Annotated in this window: 15 protein-coding genes; 11 read left to right on the forward strand and 4 right to left on the reverse strand. The window is 56.0% G+C overall.

The window, feature by feature from the left end:
* Together G538_RS0106450 and G538_RS0106455 are read left to right on the forward strand one after the other, a co-directional pair.
* The gene (locus G538_RS0106450) at nt 1-468 is read left to right on the forward strand and encodes a hypothetical protein (RefSeq protein ID WP_157544332.1); all 468 of its coding nucleotides are present in this window, start codon (nt 1-3) and stop codon (nt 466-468) included.
* A 120-nt stretch (nt 469-588) separates the two neighbouring features.
* A complete protein-coding gene (locus tag G538_RS0106455) occupies nt 589-1,146 on the forward strand; it encodes a hypothetical protein (RefSeq protein WP_157544334.1) in 558 nt (185 codons plus the stop codon).
* A 160-nt stretch (nt 1,147-1,306) separates the two neighbouring features.
* On the opposite strand, the gene G538_RS15460 is transcribed toward G538_RS0106455, so the two are convergent.
* The gene (locus tag G538_RS15460) at nt 1,307-2,125 is read right to left on the reverse strand and encodes a DUF4184 family protein (protein ID WP_051196641.1); all 819 of its coding nucleotides are present in this window, start codon (nt 2,123-2,125) and stop codon (nt 1,307-1,309) included.
* A gap of 56 nt (nt 2,126-2,181) precedes the next feature.
* On the opposite strand from G538_RS15460, the gene G538_RS0106465 reads away from it, so the two are divergent.
* The 5 genes from G538_RS0106465 to G538_RS0106490 all read left to right on the forward strand — a co-directional run bounded on the left by G538_RS0106465 (nt 2,182) and on the right by G538_RS0106490 (nt 5,697).
* Complete coding sequence (locus G538_RS0106465; RefSeq protein WP_084618158.1) at nt 2,182-2,931, forward strand: tetratricopeptide repeat protein; 750 nt, start codon at nt 2,182-2,184, stop codon at nt 2,929-2,931.
* A gap of 49 nt (nt 2,932-2,980) precedes the next feature.
* Nucleotides 2,981-3,460: a hypothetical protein gene (locus G538_RS0106470; protein ID WP_157544336.1), complete on the forward strand. Its 480-nt coding sequence runs from the start codon at nt 2,981-2,983 to the stop codon at nt 3,458-3,460.
* Between the two features lie 87 nt (nt 3,461-3,547).
* Nucleotides 3,548-4,027 (forward strand): hypothetical protein, encoded by a 480-nt coding sequence (locus G538_RS0106475; protein ID WP_029068683.1) that lies wholly within the window; start codon nt 3,548-3,550, stop codon nt 4,025-4,027.
* A 208-nt stretch (nt 4,028-4,235) separates the two neighbouring features.
* Nucleotides 4,236-4,601 carry a hypothetical protein gene (locus G538_RS0106480; RefSeq protein WP_157544338.1) on the forward strand — a complete coding sequence of 122 codons (366 nt, stop codon included), beginning with the start codon at nt 4,236-4,238 and terminating at the stop codon, nt 4,599-4,601.
* Nucleotides 4,602-4,977: 376 nt separating this feature from the next.
* Nucleotides 4,978-5,697 (forward strand): hypothetical protein, encoded by a 720-nt coding sequence (locus tag G538_RS0106490; protein ID WP_029068685.1) that lies wholly within the window; start codon nt 4,978-4,980, stop codon nt 5,695-5,697.
* A 122-nt stretch (nt 5,698-5,819) separates the two neighbouring features.
* Here G538_RS0106490 and G538_RS0106495 read toward each other — a convergent pair whose 3' ends face one another.
* Nucleotides 5,820-7,256, reverse strand: a complete 1,437-nt coding sequence (locus G538_RS0106495; protein ID WP_029068686.1) for a chymotrypsin family serine protease — start codon at nt 7,254-7,256, stop codon at nt 5,820-5,822.
* A 332-nt stretch (nt 7,257-7,588) separates the two neighbouring features.
* Here G538_RS0106495 and G538_RS0106500 point away from each other — a divergent pair, with 332 nt between their 5' ends.
* The 4 genes from G538_RS0106500 to G538_RS15470 all read left to right on the forward strand — a co-directional run bounded on the left by G538_RS0106500 (nt 7,589) and on the right by G538_RS15470 (nt 15,628).
* Nucleotides 7,589-8,245 carry a hypothetical protein gene (locus G538_RS0106500; RefSeq protein ID WP_035833501.1) on the forward strand — a complete coding sequence of 219 codons (657 nt, stop codon included), beginning with the start codon at nt 7,589-7,591 and terminating at the stop codon, nt 8,243-8,245.
* A 524-nt stretch (nt 8,246-8,769) separates the two neighbouring features.
* Complete coding sequence (locus G538_RS0106505) at nt 8,770-9,219, forward strand: hypothetical protein (RefSeq protein WP_029068688.1); 450 nt, start codon at nt 8,770-8,772, stop codon at nt 9,217-9,219.
* 146 nt (nt 9,220-9,365) lie between these two features.
* Nucleotides 9,366-14,801 (forward strand): HtaA domain-containing protein, encoded by a 5,436-nt coding sequence (locus G538_RS17295; RefSeq protein ID WP_051196642.1) that lies wholly within the window; start codon nt 9,366-9,368, stop codon nt 14,799-14,801.
* A gap of 47 nt (nt 14,802-14,848) precedes the next feature.
* On the forward strand, nt 14,849-15,628 hold the full coding sequence (locus G538_RS15470) for a lytic transglycosylase domain-containing protein (RefSeq protein WP_051196643.1): 780 nt from the start codon (nt 14,849-14,851) through the stop codon (nt 15,626-15,628).
* Here the strand turns inward: G538_RS15470 and G538_RS0106520 are convergent.
* Both G538_RS0106520 and G538_RS15475 read right to left on the reverse strand, forming a co-directional pair.
* Entirely contained in the window at nt 15,598-16,875 is a 1,278-nt protein-coding gene (locus G538_RS0106520; RefSeq protein ID WP_029068689.1) for an MFS transporter, read from the reverse strand. The two genes, G538_RS15470 and G538_RS0106520, sit on opposite strands and share 31 nt — an antisense overlap.
* Nucleotides 16,876-16,890: 15 nt before the next feature.
* Nucleotides 16,891-18,498, reverse strand: coding sequence for a threonine/serine exporter family protein (locus tag G538_RS15475; RefSeq protein ID WP_051196644.1), 1,608 nt, complete (start codon nt 18,496-18,498; stop codon nt 16,891-16,893).
* Between the last annotated feature and the right edge of the window lie 49 nt (nt 18,499-18,547).

Here is an 18,547-nt window from a genome sequence, read left to right on the forward strand (position 1 = left end):
GTGTCAATCACGCCGTTATCCTCGTCTGAGGAGTTATGGGTCGAACTCCATTATCAGAGGTATGCTGATCTCGATATTGATCATTCGTTGATGGTCGATTTATTACGAAAAACCCCCGTGTTGCAGATCCATGGCTCAATACTTGTCAAGAAGAGTCCCATAAGTCGAGGGAGGAAGCGTTCAGACTTCCTGTGGGCTGGTGGCTTACCGATCCATATTGTTTCTTCCGGTTTCGTTGACGCGCTGACCGAATACGGTGCGACCGGGTGGGAAACGTACCCCATTGACTTCGTTAATGGACGAGGGGATGAGGTTTCCGGTTATATAGGGTTCCTCGAAGACATTGGCGGTACAGGCGACGTGAAAAGTTCCTATGAGGATATGCGTAGTGGTTTTGGCATGGACGTGACAACGGAACTTTTCGATTACTTGAAGGCCAAGAAATTGCGTTTCAAAAAGGGGAGTTAGCCCGCCTTGCAGAGGCATGCACAGAAGCTTTTACTGAACGAGGACAGTGGGCTCTAAGGCATCGTTGATACGATGCAGTATCGTGAAGAAAGCTATCTTCGATAGTGCATAATAATTGATATGAAAAGCGAAAAGCCTGATGATCAGCGCGTAGATTCGATTGAGATAGAGCAAGAGATTCTTATGTCCAGAGGGTCTATAGATGTCAATGAACCAATGGACGAAGCGGAACTACAGGCATGGGTCGATCTCTACAGTGGAGACGGACCAGTTTTTCCACAGGCAGAAACGGCAGATGAAGTAGTGTCGATGGAGGCGTGGGTCGACAACAGTGAATCGTATATCCTGTTTTTCCAGGATGATCTACCACCTGACGAATCACCAGAGGCGGTTGGCAGTTCGCCCCTTATGGTGTGGCCTGGGTTCACGAAAGCCTTTGCCTTAGCGTTCGAGATTGATAGCCCCAAACTCAACCTGACATTCGCATATGCCCCTGATCGCACACCTAATCGTCAAGCACCAGTCATGACGATCGATGACGGTGGATTCATCGGGACTGCGTTCAACAATACCCATGTAGAGATCTGCCCGCCCGGTAGCTACTACCTCCAGGCTGACGTACACCCACAAGCCGCCACAAGCATCCTGGTTACTTTCGTACCAGTGACAACACCCTAAAATATTTCTCGTTGAGCCCTACGGACTATAACTTCTAACACTTCTGCCCTATTTACCTGAAGAGAGCGGCATGGGTCGAAGGAAGTGGAATTGCGTTCTGTGTCGGCGACTCATTACTTGCCAAAAACAGTCCCGTGAAGGCTTCATCCCGAGCATGTCACTACGGGCGTTGAAGACTATGAGCTGTGTCCTCTGCGCTTCCAATGGTTTGCTTGCGATGATCCGGTCGCTTTACCCACCACAGGAGGGACATGACCACAGCAGCCGCAACTGCCCCCAAACCAGCACCAATGGCAAGGCTTGTTAGTAGATGCTCCATTCCAGCCCCATCCTCGTGACGCACAACAACTACGGCGAAAGCTGCGACGCTCATCGCTATGACAAGAAGGCATGCCACCCGATGATACCGACGCCGGCGAATTGGGTCTGACGCGACGAGCCAGGCGTCTCTATGAAGCCACGCGTACAACGAAATTGCTAAGAGTCCGACAAGTGTGCTCAAGTGCTGCAGTAGCCGAGCCCACGTCAGCGAGGCAACAGCGTTTGCGCGAAGTACTGCGATGTTTTCCACGAACCACCCATCACTGTGTGTAAATGAGTCCCAAAGTACGTGTGTTAAAACACCTAGAAATAGTGATGCTCCTATCAACCCAACACTGGTATACCAAGTTAGCTTGGCGCTGTTTTCCTGTTGTGTACTTGCTGGAAGTGCCCACAGAGTAGGTTTTTTGCAAAATGCTATTGCGAGGTAGAGCACGAGAGCCACAGGGATGGCAACGGTGATGAACCCGGGCCAACTATGGGTCGTTGTGGCGTTGAAAAATGGTTCCCACCAAGATTGGGCGCTTACGGGCACTCGCGTTGCTCGGAGGAAGTATGGAACGTCAGGTGCTAGTGCCCCTGCCACAAGTGCTGTTGGTACGAGCGGTCCACGGACTAGAGGTAGCACAGCGGCCGGGTGGGCAAAAGTTAACGGCATCGTGGTTCTCTCGCGATAATGTATGAGTTAACAGGAATGTGAAGATTGAGGAGTGAATGTCTAAGCTACAAATGCCCCGTGAATTGACGTGCATACTCAACGGAGAGGTCGATGCAGTCTATAACTTAGCGAATATTATTCGCGACAGCACAAAAACTAACACGCTACTAGCGCTCTATGGATTCGCTTTTGATGCGGGAGTCGAGGAAGCCGCGCTCAACCTGGGCACGTACTTGGCGGATAAGGGCAGGTCGAGTGAAGCGATCGAGTGGTTCACCAAAGCTTATGACACAGGGGACACCAGGGCCGCCATGGCCATCGCGCAAGAATACAAAGAACTTGGTGACTATGAGCGCGCACTCCAGTGGTACAGGCGCGCAAAGGACATTCCTGAAGGCGCGGTTGGATACTCGAAGATTGCACGAAAACTAGGTCTTGAAGATGAGGCCCTCCACATTCTTTTAGAACATGCGGACCACCAGGGTGATGCCGCCGTTGAGCTCGTCGTCAGGTTCGAGAAACTCACACCAGAGGAATCATTTGACCTCCTGCAACAGCATTGGAGCCAGGGCCACTATGACGTCGGCGTAACTTTTGGGAACTTGCTGAGCGAGTTGGGGCGGGTAGAAGACGCGATCTCTGTTTACACTGCCGCAGCCCACTCCGGTGACTCTCATGCAGCCTTCAACCTGGGCATAGAACTTCTCCTCACAGACCCTGTCGAAGCTACGGAGTGGATTCGCCAGGCACGTGACGGTGGGAGCAAAAAAGCGAAAAAATGGTTAAAAAATCACACTGAAATTTGAGATCGACACTTTTTTCATAAATTACTACTGATGGCATCTAGGGTATGCGTTGTATATTCCAATTACTGCTTTAACATCGACGGATGAGCTCTGGGTAGGGGTTGATGACTATCGGTATCACGTGCTTGGCGTCGATGCAGTGGAACTCAAAAATCGTTTGACCTTTGATCCGCATCCAATTATTGAGCGGCCAGTTTTGGTGCGTAAGGCGTCGGAGTGTCGGGCAAGAAGACGTGCAGATCTATTGTGGGCTGGTGGGACGAGCCTGCACGTTGTGTCACAGGCTTTTATTGATGCTCTTGTTGAGTTTGGTGCGACAGGGTGGGAGACCTACCCGATTGATCTTGTGAACGGCCTTGGTCAGGAGATTCCCGGATACGTAGGGTTCCTTGAAGAAATTGGCGGCGCGGGTGATGTGCGTAGCCCTTACGATGACCGACGGTGCGCCTTTGCCATTGACGTGAAACCGCCTCTTTATGATTTATTGAAGACGAGGAAACTGCGTTTCAAGAAAGATGTAGTTCTCTGATTCCTGTATCTAAAAATCCTTCAGTTGTGTTTGCTCAACACTTCACAGCACACTAAAATAGTGTGAGAAATACTGAAAGGGAATTGTGTGTACATTGCAGTATCAGCATTGTCATCAACTGATGAGTTGTGGGTTGAACTTGATGACTATCGGTATCACCTTCAAGACGTGAACTCTTGGCACCTTCAAGATCGATTGATTGAAGAACAACAGCCCGCTATCAACCCGCCGATCCTCATGCGCAAATCGGCATCGTGTCGTGCCCGCAAACGAGCCGACTTCTTGTGGGGTGGGGGCGTGGGAGTGCATGTCGTGTCACAGGTTTTTATTGATGCTCTTGTTGAGTTTGGTGCGACGGGGTGGGAGACCTACCCGATTGATCTTGTGAATGGCCTTGGTCAGGAGATTCCCGGATACATTGGGTTTCTCGAAGAAATTGGCGGCGCGGGTGATGTGAAGAGTTCCGATGATGGTATGCGTGGCGCTTTCAGTGTTGACGTGACGGGAGATCTCTACGAGTTCTTGAGAGCCCGCAAACTTCGATTCAAAAAACATCACAGTAGTTGAATTGGTGAGCACACAACCGGTGAAAGCATGGGCGTAATATGGTGATATGCAAAATCGAACGCATCAGGTGATGGGATCGTTTCTCCGACAGTTCAGGACTGTTACAACAGTCTATGTGCGGGTGGCTTTCCTCATCTGGGCGGTTCAGTTCATTCCCATGATCGTTCTAGTGCTTTTGAAAGCATTTTTTATACGCTCGTTCGAGGAGATGGGTGGTCTTTTCACCTGGGAAGTACTGGTGGTTGTCATCATTCCCGCGCTTTGCGGAGCTATTCCACTGACAGCAATCGTGCTGACCTGGTCGCAAACCAGTGGCCCAGTAAAAATACTGGGGTGCTGTTGTGCCTGGCTATTCAGCCTCGCATCTCCGATACTCGGTCAACCATTTGACCTCAGCCTCGACGGTGTGGGTTTGTCCATCCTCGTCGGCTTGATGCTGGGGCACGGGTGGGGTGTCCCGCTCGCGACCGCCGTTATTCTTGGCGTCAAAGAGTTCTCACCCTCTGGGGGCCGCACGCCCGGTGTCCGGCGCACTCCGTCATCGATGGACAACGCTTTCGAAGACGCGCTGTAGATTCCTGATTTCATACACGACCTGACACCTCTAGTTGTGCGGAATATCACCGCTTCATGATGAGCCTTGTTGCGCACCGTGTCAGGAAGGAGTTGACACAACTCGTTGTGCCTACCGGATGCGAGGTGAGTGCTTCGTGGGGCGGTGTTTCTTCCGTGGTCAGAGAGGTTCTTACGTCATGTGATTGAAAGTTTCGTAAAACTGGTTCAGTCATGGGTGACAAACGGCATGCACCCTGGAGGTATCAAAAAAGGACACCGTGGTGAGAAGTGACCACATTTCTCTCGTGTCTGCGTCTCATGCGGTCGCTAACCTCGGGGAGGACGTTAACGGCATCATCATGATGACGCCTTTCCCGATTGAATAGTTGGAGACCATGAATATTTCGCGCACAATCGCCGCTGTGGCTGTTGTTGGATTGAGTATTGCAGGAACCGCTGCGTGTTCCTCCGAGGAAACACCCACCACTGAAACTTCAGCAACTCAAAGTGCTCAGCCAACTGACACGCAGGAACCTGAAGCAACCGATGATGCTGAGCAGGCGCCTGACACCGATGCGCCATCAACGAGTGCGCCGGAGTGGGCTGTGCCGGCAACCAACCCAGGTGACAAGATCGCTACCGCTGAAGGTGAAGGTTTCACCGTTGATGTTTACCAAGTAGGTACAGCAACAGCCTCGAAAACCGGGAACTTCGTTGACCCGGACACAAACAAGCCCATCATCGCTGAAGGTGATGAGGTTGTGTACGTGAACTACGTCTTCACTAACACTGGTGATGCTGACATCGCGTTGTCATACAGCCTTGTTGAAGTTGACGCGCGCTACGCCGACTGGCCGTACATGCAAGGCATGGATTCAGTGACAGACACTCCTCAAGCTGAAGAGATGGACATCGTCAGCTCAGCGATCGCCCCTGGCGGTGGGGAAGCGCCTTTCGTGTGGAGCCCAGGCCAGTCGTTCTCCTACGGTGAGAACTTCCGCTACCAATCAGGGTCAGACATTACATTCGCAGTGAAACTGACCCCCGTCGATGCAGCAGGCGACCTGATCCACGACGAACGCCAAGAAGTAACAGCAGACGCTACCATCAGCTAGGTCACGCATCGGGCAGGCAGTACTGCGCCGTGGAATAAGGCAAAATTCACCGCCTTCCCCGCAACATAACGTTGGGCTGCGCATCACCATGATGCGCAGCCCAACGTTATTGGTTGAAGTGTTTAGCAACTGAATGAGCTGTGGCACACACGGAAAGCGTATGGCTGGAAGTCAACCTGCATGTTTGCCCACGAGGAGACAATCCCAACAGCTTGACCATTCACGGTTCCGCCACCCCAGTTCAAACCGACAAAAGAAACATCGTTGGTGGATGGGCTGTTTGTAACCCGGAATACTGGTCCACCTGAGTCTCCGCCTTGGGAGCTGTAGGTGCCCATGTATTGGCAGTTCTGGGACACGCCCGGCATACCCTGAATGCTGCTGATTCGTACGCAGCTTTGTGTGATGGTTCCGGTGGACATCCCTGAGGTGCGCCCAACTGCTCGAACTGAGCCGGTAGGAACACTGGTTGAGGTGATGCGGTAGCGGTCTGTGCCATTCCAGTTGAGGTTACGGAGTGCCGCAGGGCGTGCAATGTAGCCGCGTTCCGTGGAAGTAAATGATCCTGTGTACACACCAAATGCTGCATCACTCAACCGGCATTGGAAGCCTGAGGGGCAGCTGGTTGCGGTTGATCCGTATGGGTTGCCAGTGAAGAGGGAAGGGTCAAGAGCTTCGTACCCAATCCTGTTTGCGGTGTTTGAGGAGATTGATGGCTGCCAGTGGTACGTGTTGTCTACTGCGGCGTAACTTGAGGTGCAGTGTGAATTGGTGAGGTAACCGTTCACGGGCGTGGCGGTGTTGGTGATTTGTGCACTGAGGCCAAGGGTGCAATTGTAGGTGCCTCCACCGGATTGGAACTGGATCTGTTGCCCGCCCACCACGGGGCGGTCAGCGTCACGTAGAGTCACCCCGAGGTCAGCTTCAACAACTTTCAGCGCGTTGACGGGTACGCCTGCTGCAGCCACTTCATCGAACACGGCCTTTTTCTCGCCTGCGCTGGAAACACCGAGGGTGACAGTGTTCGCTCGTTCGTCTGCGTCACTGAACACAACTTTGTCGCCAACAGTGGTGTCCGCGACGTCTTGCCATTTTTTGAGTTGAGCGAAGGTGTAGGTGGCTGTCTCGACTTCAAGTTCTGCCCCGTCGACCAGTGCGGTTGCTGCCCCAGAGGCCGTCAATATGGCCGAATCCTGTTCGGTGAAGTGACTTTCGATACGCGTCGCGAGTTGCTTGGTGGATAGCGAGCGCAGGCCTTTGGCGGGAGTCACGGCGACAGTGACGACGTCTTGTCCATTGACATCATCAACCCACATACCGGCGAACCCTGGAAGGTCTGAGGTGGCGGCGAGGAGTTGGCTGTCTTCGTCAACGAGGGTGGGTGTTGTGGTGGGATCGGTGACGGTGTCGAGAAGGGTGCGGAGTTCTGCGAGTTCACTGTCTGATGCGTCGGGCGTGGGTGGAGGGGTGTCGGCGGAGTGGGCTGGTGTGGCCGTGAAGGTGGCGGCCGTCAGCAGCATCGCTGCTGCTCCTGCTTGAGCTCTACGCAGGGTTGTCATGGAGGTCTCCCATCGTGTGGTGGTGTGCCACGGTAGCTGTCCATGCCGCGTATATCGCGGCTGTCACCGAGGAGGTGACGACAGCAGGCTACTCCGGGTGGACGTTGGCTTCGCAAGGTGCTGAAGCGTTTAGGTTGACATCCGTAACAGAAGTGTCTTGTAACGGTTACGCAGACGAATTCTTTCGTCACCTCGCCGAGAGGGCAGGACCTAAGGGGGATTGTGGCGCGTGGATTCGGCGCTTACGCTAACTCGCAACAAACCATGGCGACGGTGCAGACCTCCCGAAGGTACTGCGGTTTGACCTGGTGGCATCGCAGGTGAGGGAGTGGATGAAAATGCTGCGAGTGTTGCGCGGTGCCGGGGTAGCGGCGGCAATGTTGGCTGGCTTTGGGGTGGGGGCTATCGCTGTTGCAGGCGGGTTGGGGGTGCATCGGCGGTTCGGTGTCTCACCCCAGCAAGCATCGAGCACACTACCCGGTGATGAATTTGTTCCTCACCCAACACATCAAGGTGATCGAGGCATTGTCGTTGATGCCTCACCTGACCGCGTATGGCCCTGGGTGGCGCAACTTGGGCAAGCCAAAGCTGGGTTTTACTCGTGGGAGGCGCTGGAAAACGCAGTAGGATGCGACATCCATGGAACCAGCATTATTAACCCGGTGTGGCAGCAGGTGGTGGTGGGTGAGGAGTTCAAGCTCCACCCGGACATGGCGTTGCGGGTGGTGTCCTGCGAGCCAGGAAAGCATCTTGTGGTGTCAACGCAAGGCGCATCTGCCCCGCAGGACATGGCTTTCGATATGGTGTGGTCTTTCGTTCTCATCCCTGAGGTGGGCGGTGGCGGACATGAGAAGACGTTTCTGCATGTTCGTGAACGTTACTCGGCGCGGAGTAGAGGAGCGCATCTCATGGTGAGTGCGACGTTGTATGTCAGTGCTGCGATGACATGGAAAATGTTGCGCACTATTGCGCGTTACGCCCGGTCCTGATTGTGCATTTTTCGGTGGCCTCGTCGCGTGTCTGTCCCCTCAGGCGAGGTCTCACATCCGCCCTGTGAAACTTAACCTTTCGCGCACGCTCCCATATGTACCCCACGAGATCCTCGTTTCGGTACCGAAATCCTAGACGGGGACAAGGATGTCGCGCCGAGATCTAGGATCTCGGCGCGAAGGTGCGGTTGGAGGGCAAGTGGCAGCGGGGGCGTCTGCACTGCGCCGCCAGTGAATTACCGGGGCGGACGCCAGAGCTATCCATTTTCGCAACGAAGGGGTTGCGTAAATTGTGTGAAGAGCTTTAGGCTCAGTTCTGGAAAGGTAAGGCTTCACTAACTTATGGAGCCGCCACACACTTAGTGCCGTGCTGATTTCACGTGGTAAGGCCGGGGCAAGATCAATGGAAGGGTCCGCCCCGGCCCCCGCAGTACGGCATTGAGGCGATGCCACAAACGTGCCATCGCGACTCAAGGTGACGCCGTACGGCGTGCCCTCATTCTAGCTCAGGGGAGTTCAGAATCATGGCAACAATCAAGTCTGTAACCCGCGCACTTGGCGCTCTGACCGGCGCTATAGCCCTCGCGATGACCGCCCCACTTGCCGCCCAAGCGGCCACCGGAATCTCAGTAAGCCCATCAACGGTCTCTGGGGCATCTGGGGCAGTAACAGTCACGGTGAACAACCCCACCGTTGGGGATAGCTACACCGTTGGTCTGTGTTCTACTGCCCGGTTTGGTGGGGTGCCTGCCTGCACATATGTTGCAGACGATGTCACCGCGACATCATCATCAACCTTTACTATCCCCGCCGATGTCACCAAGACATGGTTGAACGAACACCGGTTCATTCCGGGGGGCTTGCAACCAACCACCTACGACTGCGGCACTAACCTGTGCGAAATCATCGTGGTCCAAAACCACGATGGGTCCTCCAGCGTCACCAACTTCACCGCACCCATCACGTTCAACTAACATCCGTGTCCCGTCACCGGGCACACAGTGACGGGTGACAGCGTGCGGGCCGACCACTCTAGGCGGCCCGCACACTCACGCCCGCATGATAAACACCGCGGTTCACTGACGAAACCGCGCCCCCGCCATTACTGCTGAAGGACCTCATGACCACCCACCTGCATGCCCGCGTACGGGCAGGTGCCACGCGCAGCGGCGCGTTTTTCCTCACGATGCTTCTCCTGCTGTCCCTGTCCCTCACAATCCCTGGTGCCCCAGCAGTTAGTGCGCCTGAAAGTATCTCAACAGGGAAACTGACCTGGGGAATCAAGGAGTCGTGGCGTTCCTATATTGGCGCGGCTGGGACCGCAACCTTTGACGGGGCGACCCGTTCAGCGTCGGGGGAGTTCACCTTCCCGGTGAAACAAGGGGCGTATGACGCACAGGCGCGGGCAACGGTCATTGAGTTTGCTGGGGGCGTGCACTTTCAGTCGTACTGTTCAGATGTGTGCGCGCTAGACACCACCTATTCCAACTTGACTGTGGAAATCACTGAGGACCAGCAGGTTCTGCGCGGTGACTGGGCTGGGCGTTTACAGGACTCTAGTGACACGGACATTCACCGTGCGAGCAACGTGGTGTTGGCGACGTTGGATGTGTATGGGGCGAATGTTTCTACAACTGGTGGGACAACTACGTGGGATTCAGTGCTGGCTACCGCGGCGGAAGATTTCATCACTTACCCGGCCGGGGTGGCACTAGATCCCGTCGCGTTCAGCTATGAGGGACCTGGTGGTTTACCAGACCTCAGCGAACGATGGGATACACCAGGTGCAGCTGTCCATGAGTTGTCTGGTGTGTCATGGGAATCTGTGACGAACGCTACGGTTGGCCGTAATACTCGCGCAACGCACCCAGGCAAGGACGTGACCTGGACTGTTGATGCACTCAACACGGCAGGTGGCACCCACCAGATCACTGCGCGTGACCCCGATACTCTTGCCCCGGCCGCGCCGGCAATCAGCGTCACTAAAGTGGACCGGTTTGTGTATAGCAGTGTTGACCCTGACACCAACGCGTTGTTCTGGTTAGAACGGGCCGCAGGAGACTTCACCTACAGTGTGAACCGGTCGGTGTATGACGCCACAACCGAACAGGTGACGACAAAAATACTTGGCAGTTTTACTGGTTCCACCTACCCCTATTCGGTGACGTGGAATGCTCAGGCTTCAGAGTTTGCGATCCTTGCACCAGCGCAAACGGCTCCTGGCGTCACACTGCACCGTTTTACCGCTGTAGGCAACGAGTGGAAGCACAACCACACGGCAATGCCGATGCCCGCGGACTATGACCCGAACCTCAGCGACACAACAGCAGGACTGGAAGCGTTTGGGTTGGTATTTGCCTCCGGGCGATTAACGGGGCATTCCCTTGCCGCTTTGAGTAGCGGGGAGTATGTGTACGCCGGCGGAGGAACCGTTACCCGTGGAGCAACAAACATTGCTGTTCCTGCGGCGCAACTAACGATCACCGATGACGGCAGCATCACAGCGCGAAGCATCGCCGGAACCGAGAACTACCGGATTGCCCTGCCCACAGGACAGCACATGACTCTGGCAAACCCGGGGGGAGCAGGGACCCTTCTTGACGTGCGTGTTACCGATGGCAATGCCAGTGCCCACGGTGACCCGTACACTCCACAGGAGATGACCGGGATTGGCGCAACCCTGGTGTATGACGAGCAGCGCTCAACGATCTACCTCACAGACAATAATCAGGCGACGCTTTTTGGTGTGCGAGATGGTGCAGTGATTTCGCAATCTGCACTCACTGGATACCTTGACGGCGACGATTCTTTGGCTATCGACCACGGTGGTCGTATTTACGCCAATTCACGGATCGGCACCAAGGGTGGGTTCCTGCGTTATGACCTCCTCGGAGTAGTTCCCAGTGTTGTCACTTCACCTCAAAACGTCACGGCGACACTTGGAGCCCAGGACACCACAAAGCAGATCACTTTCACCGCGGCTGGCGCTGGCACCCCAGCCCCCACCGTGCAATGGCAAATGAAAACGCCTGGTTCATCACGGTTCGCTGACCTGCCCGGAGAACAAGGCGCCCAACTCACTGTTACGGCTGCCAGAACATCTGACACAACCCAGTATCGGGCTGTCCTGGGGAACATCGCAGGTCAGGTTGTCACTGCTCCGGCAACCCTCACGGTGAATAGTGCACCGAACATCGATAGTTACAGTTCGGGCGCAACCATCTACGAAGGTCACAATGTCACCTTCTCTGTGTTAGCGAGTGGAAACCCGCACCCCACAGTGACCTGGCAACGCAAAGATGGTGACACGTGGAAAGCCATCAGTGCCAGCGCACACTATGCGCTAGATGGCGCAACCCTCACCATCATGGACGCCCCGGCATCGTTTGATCAGATGATCGTGCGCCCCATTGTAAAGAACTCTGTGGCCACAACAACTGGTGAACCCATCACACTGACGGTGCGTCCTACCCCCACCGCACCTGAACAAGAAGTGACGTATCACGGCGTGATGTTGGAGTGGACAGGAAGCGCCGAATGGCAAGCCAAACCACCCAACGGTTCCACCGCGAACTACTTCTCAGCTGGAGTTTCAGACGGCACCCCGGCGACCTATGCAGCCACACAGGGTGGCGTATCAATTCTCCAACGGGCAAAGAACGGGGCCGATGCGCCTGCCACGTGGGACACCCGTGGCGCGCACATTGCTTCCGGGGGGACAGCAGCACAAGTTATTCACCTTGATGAAGGAACAGCTGTCATCCAACCTGATTCTTCTGCTGTAATCACGTGGCCTGGTGCGGTATCAGTGAACTTCTACGACGGTCTCGTTCCATTCACCATGAGCGACCTCACCTTGAACGTCGATAAAACCGGAACAGGAACACTCACCGCGGACCTTGAAGGGTACGCAGGTGACATGGCGAACCCTGATGCGGAAAAGAAAAAAGTCACGCCACAGCAGGGCGTGACCATCGCGACGTTCACCAACGTGGTGGTCGACGCGAAAGACGGAATCACCATTGAACCCCACTACAGCAGGGTAAGCATCACCACCCCACAAGGGGCTACTGCACAACAAAAAACCGGCAACGGCTGGGGTGCATGGCCACAATCATTTGTTGACTTCCACCACGCCACCGGCCTGGCATCGTACTTCTATTCCACTGGCGGCACCTACGACCAGAACAAAAAACCAGCGCCACTCGTCATTGGGTTTGACGGCGCAGTACCAGAAGTGCCAGAACCCACCACGCCAGAACCAGAAGAACCCACCATTCCCCCCACACCCGTCACACCAGACCCAAGCCCCGGGGGAGGTACCGGGTCGACCGCTGTCCAGGGTTCGCTTGTGTGGGGAGTGAAAGAATCCTTCCGCACATACATCAAAGGCCCTGTCGCGAAGGGGAAAGTGACCGTTTCACAAGGAGCCGCAGAACGCAGTGGCGTGTACTGGTTCGGGCAGTCAGCAACGACATGGAAAAAGGGCGCCGTAAAATCTGCAACGGACTACGCAGGCAGCATCCGGTTCTACGGTCACAACGGTGAACTTGATGTCACCTTCTCCCAACCAGCGGTGCATATTGTCTCGGAAAAACGTGCTGAACTTCAGGTCACCGTCAATGGCACACAACTGAGCATCGGCGACCTTGACCTCACCCGTGCAACCACCCGCAACGTGAAAGGCGGAGTTGCCTACTCCGGCGTCCCCGTGACCCTCACGACCCCAGGCGCGAACGTATTCGCCTACGGTGACGCCCAGTTCTACCCGCCAGGTACAGTCATGGACCCAGTCAGCTTTGTGATCGGTTCAACCGCGACCACAGGCCCTGGAACAATCACCCCACCAGCAACAGCCACCCCTGACACGCCACAAGAACAACCTGCACAAACAGCCACCTCAAAAACCACCACATCAGGAGCTCAAGGATCACTCCGGTGGGGTGTGAAATCATCATTCCGCTCCTACATCACTGGGCCAATTGCCAAAGGCGCAATCTCAGTCAGCAACGGAGCCGCAGCCCAAGGAAGCAGCTACTGGTTCGGGCAATCAGCAACGACCTGGAAAAAAGACGCAACGACCAGTTCCACCACGTATCGAGGTGCCGTTCGCTTCACCGGCCATGCAGGAGTACTTGACCTCACATTCTCCGACCCCATTGTGCGCATTGATTCCCCCACCCAAGGCTCACTCCTCGTGCGTGCCAACGGGCGCGGACACGTCGCCGTTGGAAATCTGGCATTAACGTCAGGGGCACGTACCGCCACTAAAGGATCAGTCACCTACTCGGGGGTTCCCGTGACCCTCACCGCCTCAGGAGCGCAACTATTCTCCTACGGGTCGTCAGCTTTCTATGGCCCAGGCACCGCAATGGACCCGGTCACCTTCACTATCGGAAAAACCGCAACATCAACGCCCGCACCTACCGGCACCCAAGTGGACGCCTACACCACAAACGACTGGACCCCACCCGCAGAGCCTCCCGCCAACACTGGAATCTACATTGACCCAGAAACGCTCACCAGCATCACACCCGGCAGTGAAATCACAGCAGTCGCTGACGGTTTTGAACCCAATGAAAAAGACATCAACGTTGTCCTCTACTCCACACCACTCGTACTAGAAGACGCACTCACCGCGGATGCCACCGGACGCGTCACCTGGACCGGCCTCATCCCACTCGAGGTAGAACCCGGTGAGCACACGCTTACTTTCCAAGGCAGCATCAATAGAGGCATCACCATCACCATCCAAGAAAGCCTCGAACCACACGGGTGCATGGTCACTGGTGGGGCGCTGACCTGGGGATTCAAAGAATCCTTCCGGTCCTACATTTCCGGAACCATCGCCAACGGCGACTGGGCCACCACAGGTGGTGCGACCTACAACACGCCTGAATTCACCTGGTCCCCAGCCCAAGGTGCCCTAGACACTGAGGCTCTCACCGGCCAAGTGCAATACCCAGGGACAGTGCAATTCACCGGCCACAAAGGACTACTCGACACCACCATTTCCAACCCCACCATCGTGTTCGCAGGAGGCGACACTGCCTACCTTCTCCTTGACGTCGATGGCGTCACCATGGACGACGCCATGGCAGGTAACACACAGAACCGCCAAACCCGCACCGAAGTGTCCTTCGTAGAACTCGACCTCACCGCAACTACCGCCACCCCCAGCAGCGACGGGCTCACCCTCACATTCACAGACGTACCCGCCACCATCACCACCCAAGGTTATGAAGCATTCCCCAATTACGAGGCAGGAACAGCCTTCGACCCAGTCAGCTTCACCGTCACCGTAGATGACGGATGTGCCATCACTGCGCTCGCCGACACCACAACAACAACCGGGGTACCACCAACAGCCGACACCCCCACCGCAGCAGACACCACGGAACAACCCCTGTGGCTATGGATCTGTGTTGGCTTGCTCTTAACAGCGGGAACAATCACGCTAACGGTGTGGCTCATCCGCCGCCGCACCGCCGCCCGCGCACACCTCGACACCACCCAACTACACACCGAAACCGCACCCGAAGAGAGCGCCCACTGAAACACGGCAACCCCACGTCACACACTGCGCTGGCAGCCACACTAACCGTGGCTGCCAGCGCAGTCATTGTCCTCACCGCTGCGCAATACATCGGACCAGCATCCCCTCCTGCCCCAGTGAACACCACCCAAACACAGCCCGATGCGTCCCCACCACCAACCGCACAACCACAGCTAGCTTCACCCACACCACACGCCAACCCCGGCGCCACCACAGACATGAACAACCCGCCCACCACCTGGGTGCCCACAGGCATCGTGCTTGAAACAAACCCTCACTGGGTTGCACAAGTCGCCACCGTCACCACGATCCCACCACGGGCTTTGTCGGCCTACGCTGGTGCAGCTCTCACTGTGAGCCAGGAACAAGGGTGTCAGGTGGGGTGGAACACTCTTGCTGGTATTGGGTGGGTGGAGTCCCAGCACGGAACGATTGCTGGTGGTGAGATTGGCCTGGATGGTGTAGCTCGCCCTGCGATCATTGGGGTGGCGCTACAAGGGCAGGGAACAGCGGCGATACCAGACACTGATGAGGGAATGCTTGATGGAGATGCCACATGGGACCGCGCAGTAGGTCCGATGCAGTTCATTCCCCAAACATGGGAACAGTGGGGGAGTGACGGGGACGGCAATGGAGTTGCAGACCCACACAGCATTGACGATGCTGCACTGACTGCGGCCCGCTATTTGTGTCATGCGCATGGTTCTTTGAGTGGTCAAAGCCAGTGGATTGATGCGGTGCGGTCGTACAACAACAGTGCCGACTATCAATCTCAGGTTGCGGCTGCCGCAGGTCGTTATGAGGCAGATGCTTCACTTGTTGAGTGAGGGGCACGGCGCAACATGATGGCGGCGATAACCCCAACCACAACGGCAAGTATTCCTGCGGCGGCGTTTAATCCGTCATATCCCAGAGTTGATAGGCCGATTCCCGCGAGTACGCCGCCTAACGCGCCAGCGCCGCTCATGAGAGTGTCAGAGACACCTTGTACGGAGATCCGTTGCTCACTGGTCACAGATGATGCAATGAGTGCGGCCCCTGCGATGGTTGCTGCGCACCAGCCGAGCCCAAGCAGTACTAGTCCAACAGTGACCCATAGGTGTGAGTTGGCGCCTACACCTGCGAATACTGCTGCAGTGACGAGCAGAACAAAGCCAGTCATGGCCATTCGTGGGGCAGAGATAATGTCGGTGAGCCACCCGACCAGTGGGGACAGAGCATACATTCCGGCAATGTGGAGGGAAATGGTGACGCCGATGATGGTCACTGAGGCGCCATGAGAGTCCATATGCACTGAGGTCACTGACATCAGCGCCACCATGATGCCGTGTGCGCCCATGACGGTGACCAGTGCGCTCATGGCTCTGTTATTTCCTTGTAGCGCTTTGAGTGTGCTCCGGAATCCTTGGCGTACAGGGCGAGGGGGTGTTGCACTGTGATCGGTGTTCATCATGCGGGCAACGGTGGAGGGGTCCGGGCGCAGCCCTACGGTCAGCACAAGTGCGGCGACGAGTAGGCCTGCACCGGAAATAACGAAAATTCCACTGTATTGGGGTAGGGATAGTGCTTTCCCAATGTTCTCGCCAACCCCGAGGAGGTTTGGTCCGGCAACTGCACCGACTGTGGTGGTCCATACGACGAAGGATAGGTCGCGCCCGCGTCGGTGAGGTTGGGCGAGGTCGGTGGCGGCGAACCTGGCTTGGAGGTTTACGGCTGAGCCTGTTCCTAGCAGAAGACCTGCGGCGAGAAGTACCGGAAAACTGCCGATGCTCGCGGCGACAATCATCAGCGCGGCTCCTGCCGCTGCGATAAGTAGGCCGGTGACGAGAGCGCCGCGTCGTCCTCGTGCGCTGGCTAGCCGTGCGAGGGGCATGGAGGCGAGCATCGCCCCGAGGGTGAGGATGGTGGTGACTGACCCGCCCCATGCGGTGTTGCCTGAGAGGTCAACGGCTAGGAGTGCCCCGACCGACACAACAGCGCCGGTGCCTATTCCGGAGAACACTTGAGCTAGGGCCAAGCTGGTGACCGTGCGGCGTTGGTGGCGGGCGACTGCGGCTGTATTCCACGTGTTCACACCACCATCCTATGCTTACGAATGCCCCCCAGGGGATGTGTTCTTCGTCCCTTTCGCGCGTCGGGTGATTGACGAGATCGACAGTCTCTTCTGACGCAGTGTCCCACCGTTGCGTTCCAACCCTGAACCAACCAAGATTCCCAATGCGATGGAGAACATTGCCATACCCGTGGAGACCAAAATATTCATTGTTTCGTTGGAACCGGTTGCGGCTTCTGTGAACGAAATGAAACCCAGCGAACCGGGAACCAATATCCAGAAAGACACCACTTGAGTTACCAGTGCAGGTGGAGCGGTACGGAACTGCGCCAAGAACCGTGACAGCGGAACAACAATGAGTGCACCAAAGAAACCAGATAGCTCAGCAGGCACCAAGAACGCGCCAAGCCGCTGCATGCCCCACGTGATGGTCAACGCCAACACAATCCACAAGAACGCACCTTCTGGTGCTGACATCGCCAGCACATACCCCAATGCCAGCAGGGTGATACCCAACAACGGAACCCACGGCCCAATGGAGTTCAACACAACCGCGTTCGAGGTTGAACCGCCAGGCGCCAATTCCAAACCAATAACCACCCCAAACGCGAGCAGCATCAATTGCGCGATCCCGTATACCAGGCGTGACGCCCCAGAAATCACTTCATTGCGAGTCAATTCCAACGCTGCAATGGTCAACGTGAGCCCAGGGAGGAAGGGCACGAGAGCTGGGGCAATCAACCGCAACGGCACCTCTTGACTGAATCCCGTCAAGAACTCCGAGGCCACCACCGTCACCGTGATAGCAGCGATCACTGGCAGAGCTGAACGAATCGTAGAAAACCGTTTACCCACCTGAACAAGGAGACCAACAATTGCCCCCAAAATCAGGTAAGCCGGGATCGCAGCTACCGAAGGGTTGATGAGGAAACCAATAGCCAAGGTCATGATGATTTGACCGGCAAGTTGCACAAACCAACCAAAGCGAGGTTGGGAATTGGCGATGTCAGAGACCGCCTGAATAACCGCATCCGGCTCCATCACACCACGCCGTGCTTTAGTCATCAGGTCATCTATCGCCGCAGCTTGATCTGACCGTAACTCCCGCCCTTGGACAGAACCAATCTCAATGCGGCGATCAGTCCCCTCAATCTGCACAATAACCACCGTCGGCATCACAATGACCCGCACAGGGGGCATTGCGTACGCCTTAGCAATAGCAAACAACTCTTCTTGCACGTCGCTTGTTGCTTGCCCGGCATCAAGCATCGCCAAACCCAACACCCGCATCATGGTGAGAATGTGGTCGACCTTATCTTCTGGCCGCTCAATAGGAACCGTTGCGGTTGGGTCCTTCAACAAACGAGACACTAATTGCCCCAACGGCAACCGCGGCCCCTTAGGGCGGACCACTTCAACGTTGACCGCCTTGGGGCGTCGTTTCCGGCTTTTGGCTTTAAACGAGGGGAGGTCATCACCTAAGTCTTGGATCTCTGCCAACAAGTCCTGGACATCACGGCTCGTCGAGGCCGCCGACGGCTGAGTCGGCGCATACGTCGCCTGATGAGTTGACGCACTAGAGGCTGTGGGAGGGACCGCCTCATCGGGTTGCTGTTCGTGCGCCTCATCAGGTGTTGAGTGCATTGTGCCTCCTTCCGCGGTGGTGTGGGTAAAAACGTTGATGCTTACAGCA

The organism is Jonesia quinghaiensis DSM 15701 (genome assembly GCF_000423205.1).
GTDB classification, from domain to species: domain Bacteria; phylum Actinomycetota; class Actinomycetes; order Actinomycetales; family Cellulomonadaceae; genus Jonesia; species Jonesia quinghaiensis.

Coding starts and splice junctions, on each gene's coding strand:
- G538_RS0106455 (WP_157544334.1), top strand. CDS start 589: ATGAAAAGCGAAAAGCCTGATGATCAGCGCGTAGATTCGATTGAGATA.
- G538_RS15460 (WP_051196641.1), bottom strand. CDS start 2,125: ATGCCGTTAACTTTTGCCCACCCGGCCGCTGTGCTACCTCTAGTCCGT.
- G538_RS0106465 (WP_084618158.1), top strand. CDS start 2,182: ATGTCTAAGCTACAAATGCCCCGTGAATTGACGTGCATACTCAACGGA.
- G538_RS0106480 (WP_157544338.1), top strand. CDS start 4,236: ATGGGTGGTCTTTTCACCTGGGAAGTACTGGTGGTTGTCATCATTCCC.
- G538_RS0106490 (WP_029068685.1), top strand. CDS start 4,978: ATGAATATTTCGCGCACAATCGCCGCTGTGGCTGTTGTTGGATTGAGT.
- G538_RS0106495 (WP_029068686.1), bottom strand. CDS start 7,256: ATGACAACCCTGCGTAGAGCTCAAGCAGGAGCAGCAGCGATGCTGCTG.
- G538_RS0106500 (WP_035833501.1), top strand. CDS start 7,589: ATGAAAATGCTGCGAGTGTTGCGCGGTGCCGGGGTAGCGGCGGCAATG.
- G538_RS0106505 (WP_029068688.1), top strand. CDS start 8,770: ATGGCAACAATCAAGTCTGTAACCCGCGCACTTGGCGCTCTGACCGGC.
- G538_RS17295 (WP_051196642.1), top strand. CDS start 9,366: ATGACCACCCACCTGCATGCCCGCGTACGGGCAGGTGCCACGCGCAGC.
- G538_RS15475 (WP_051196644.1), bottom strand. CDS start 18,498: ATGCACTCAACACCTGATGAGGCGCACGAACAGCAACCCGATGAGGCG.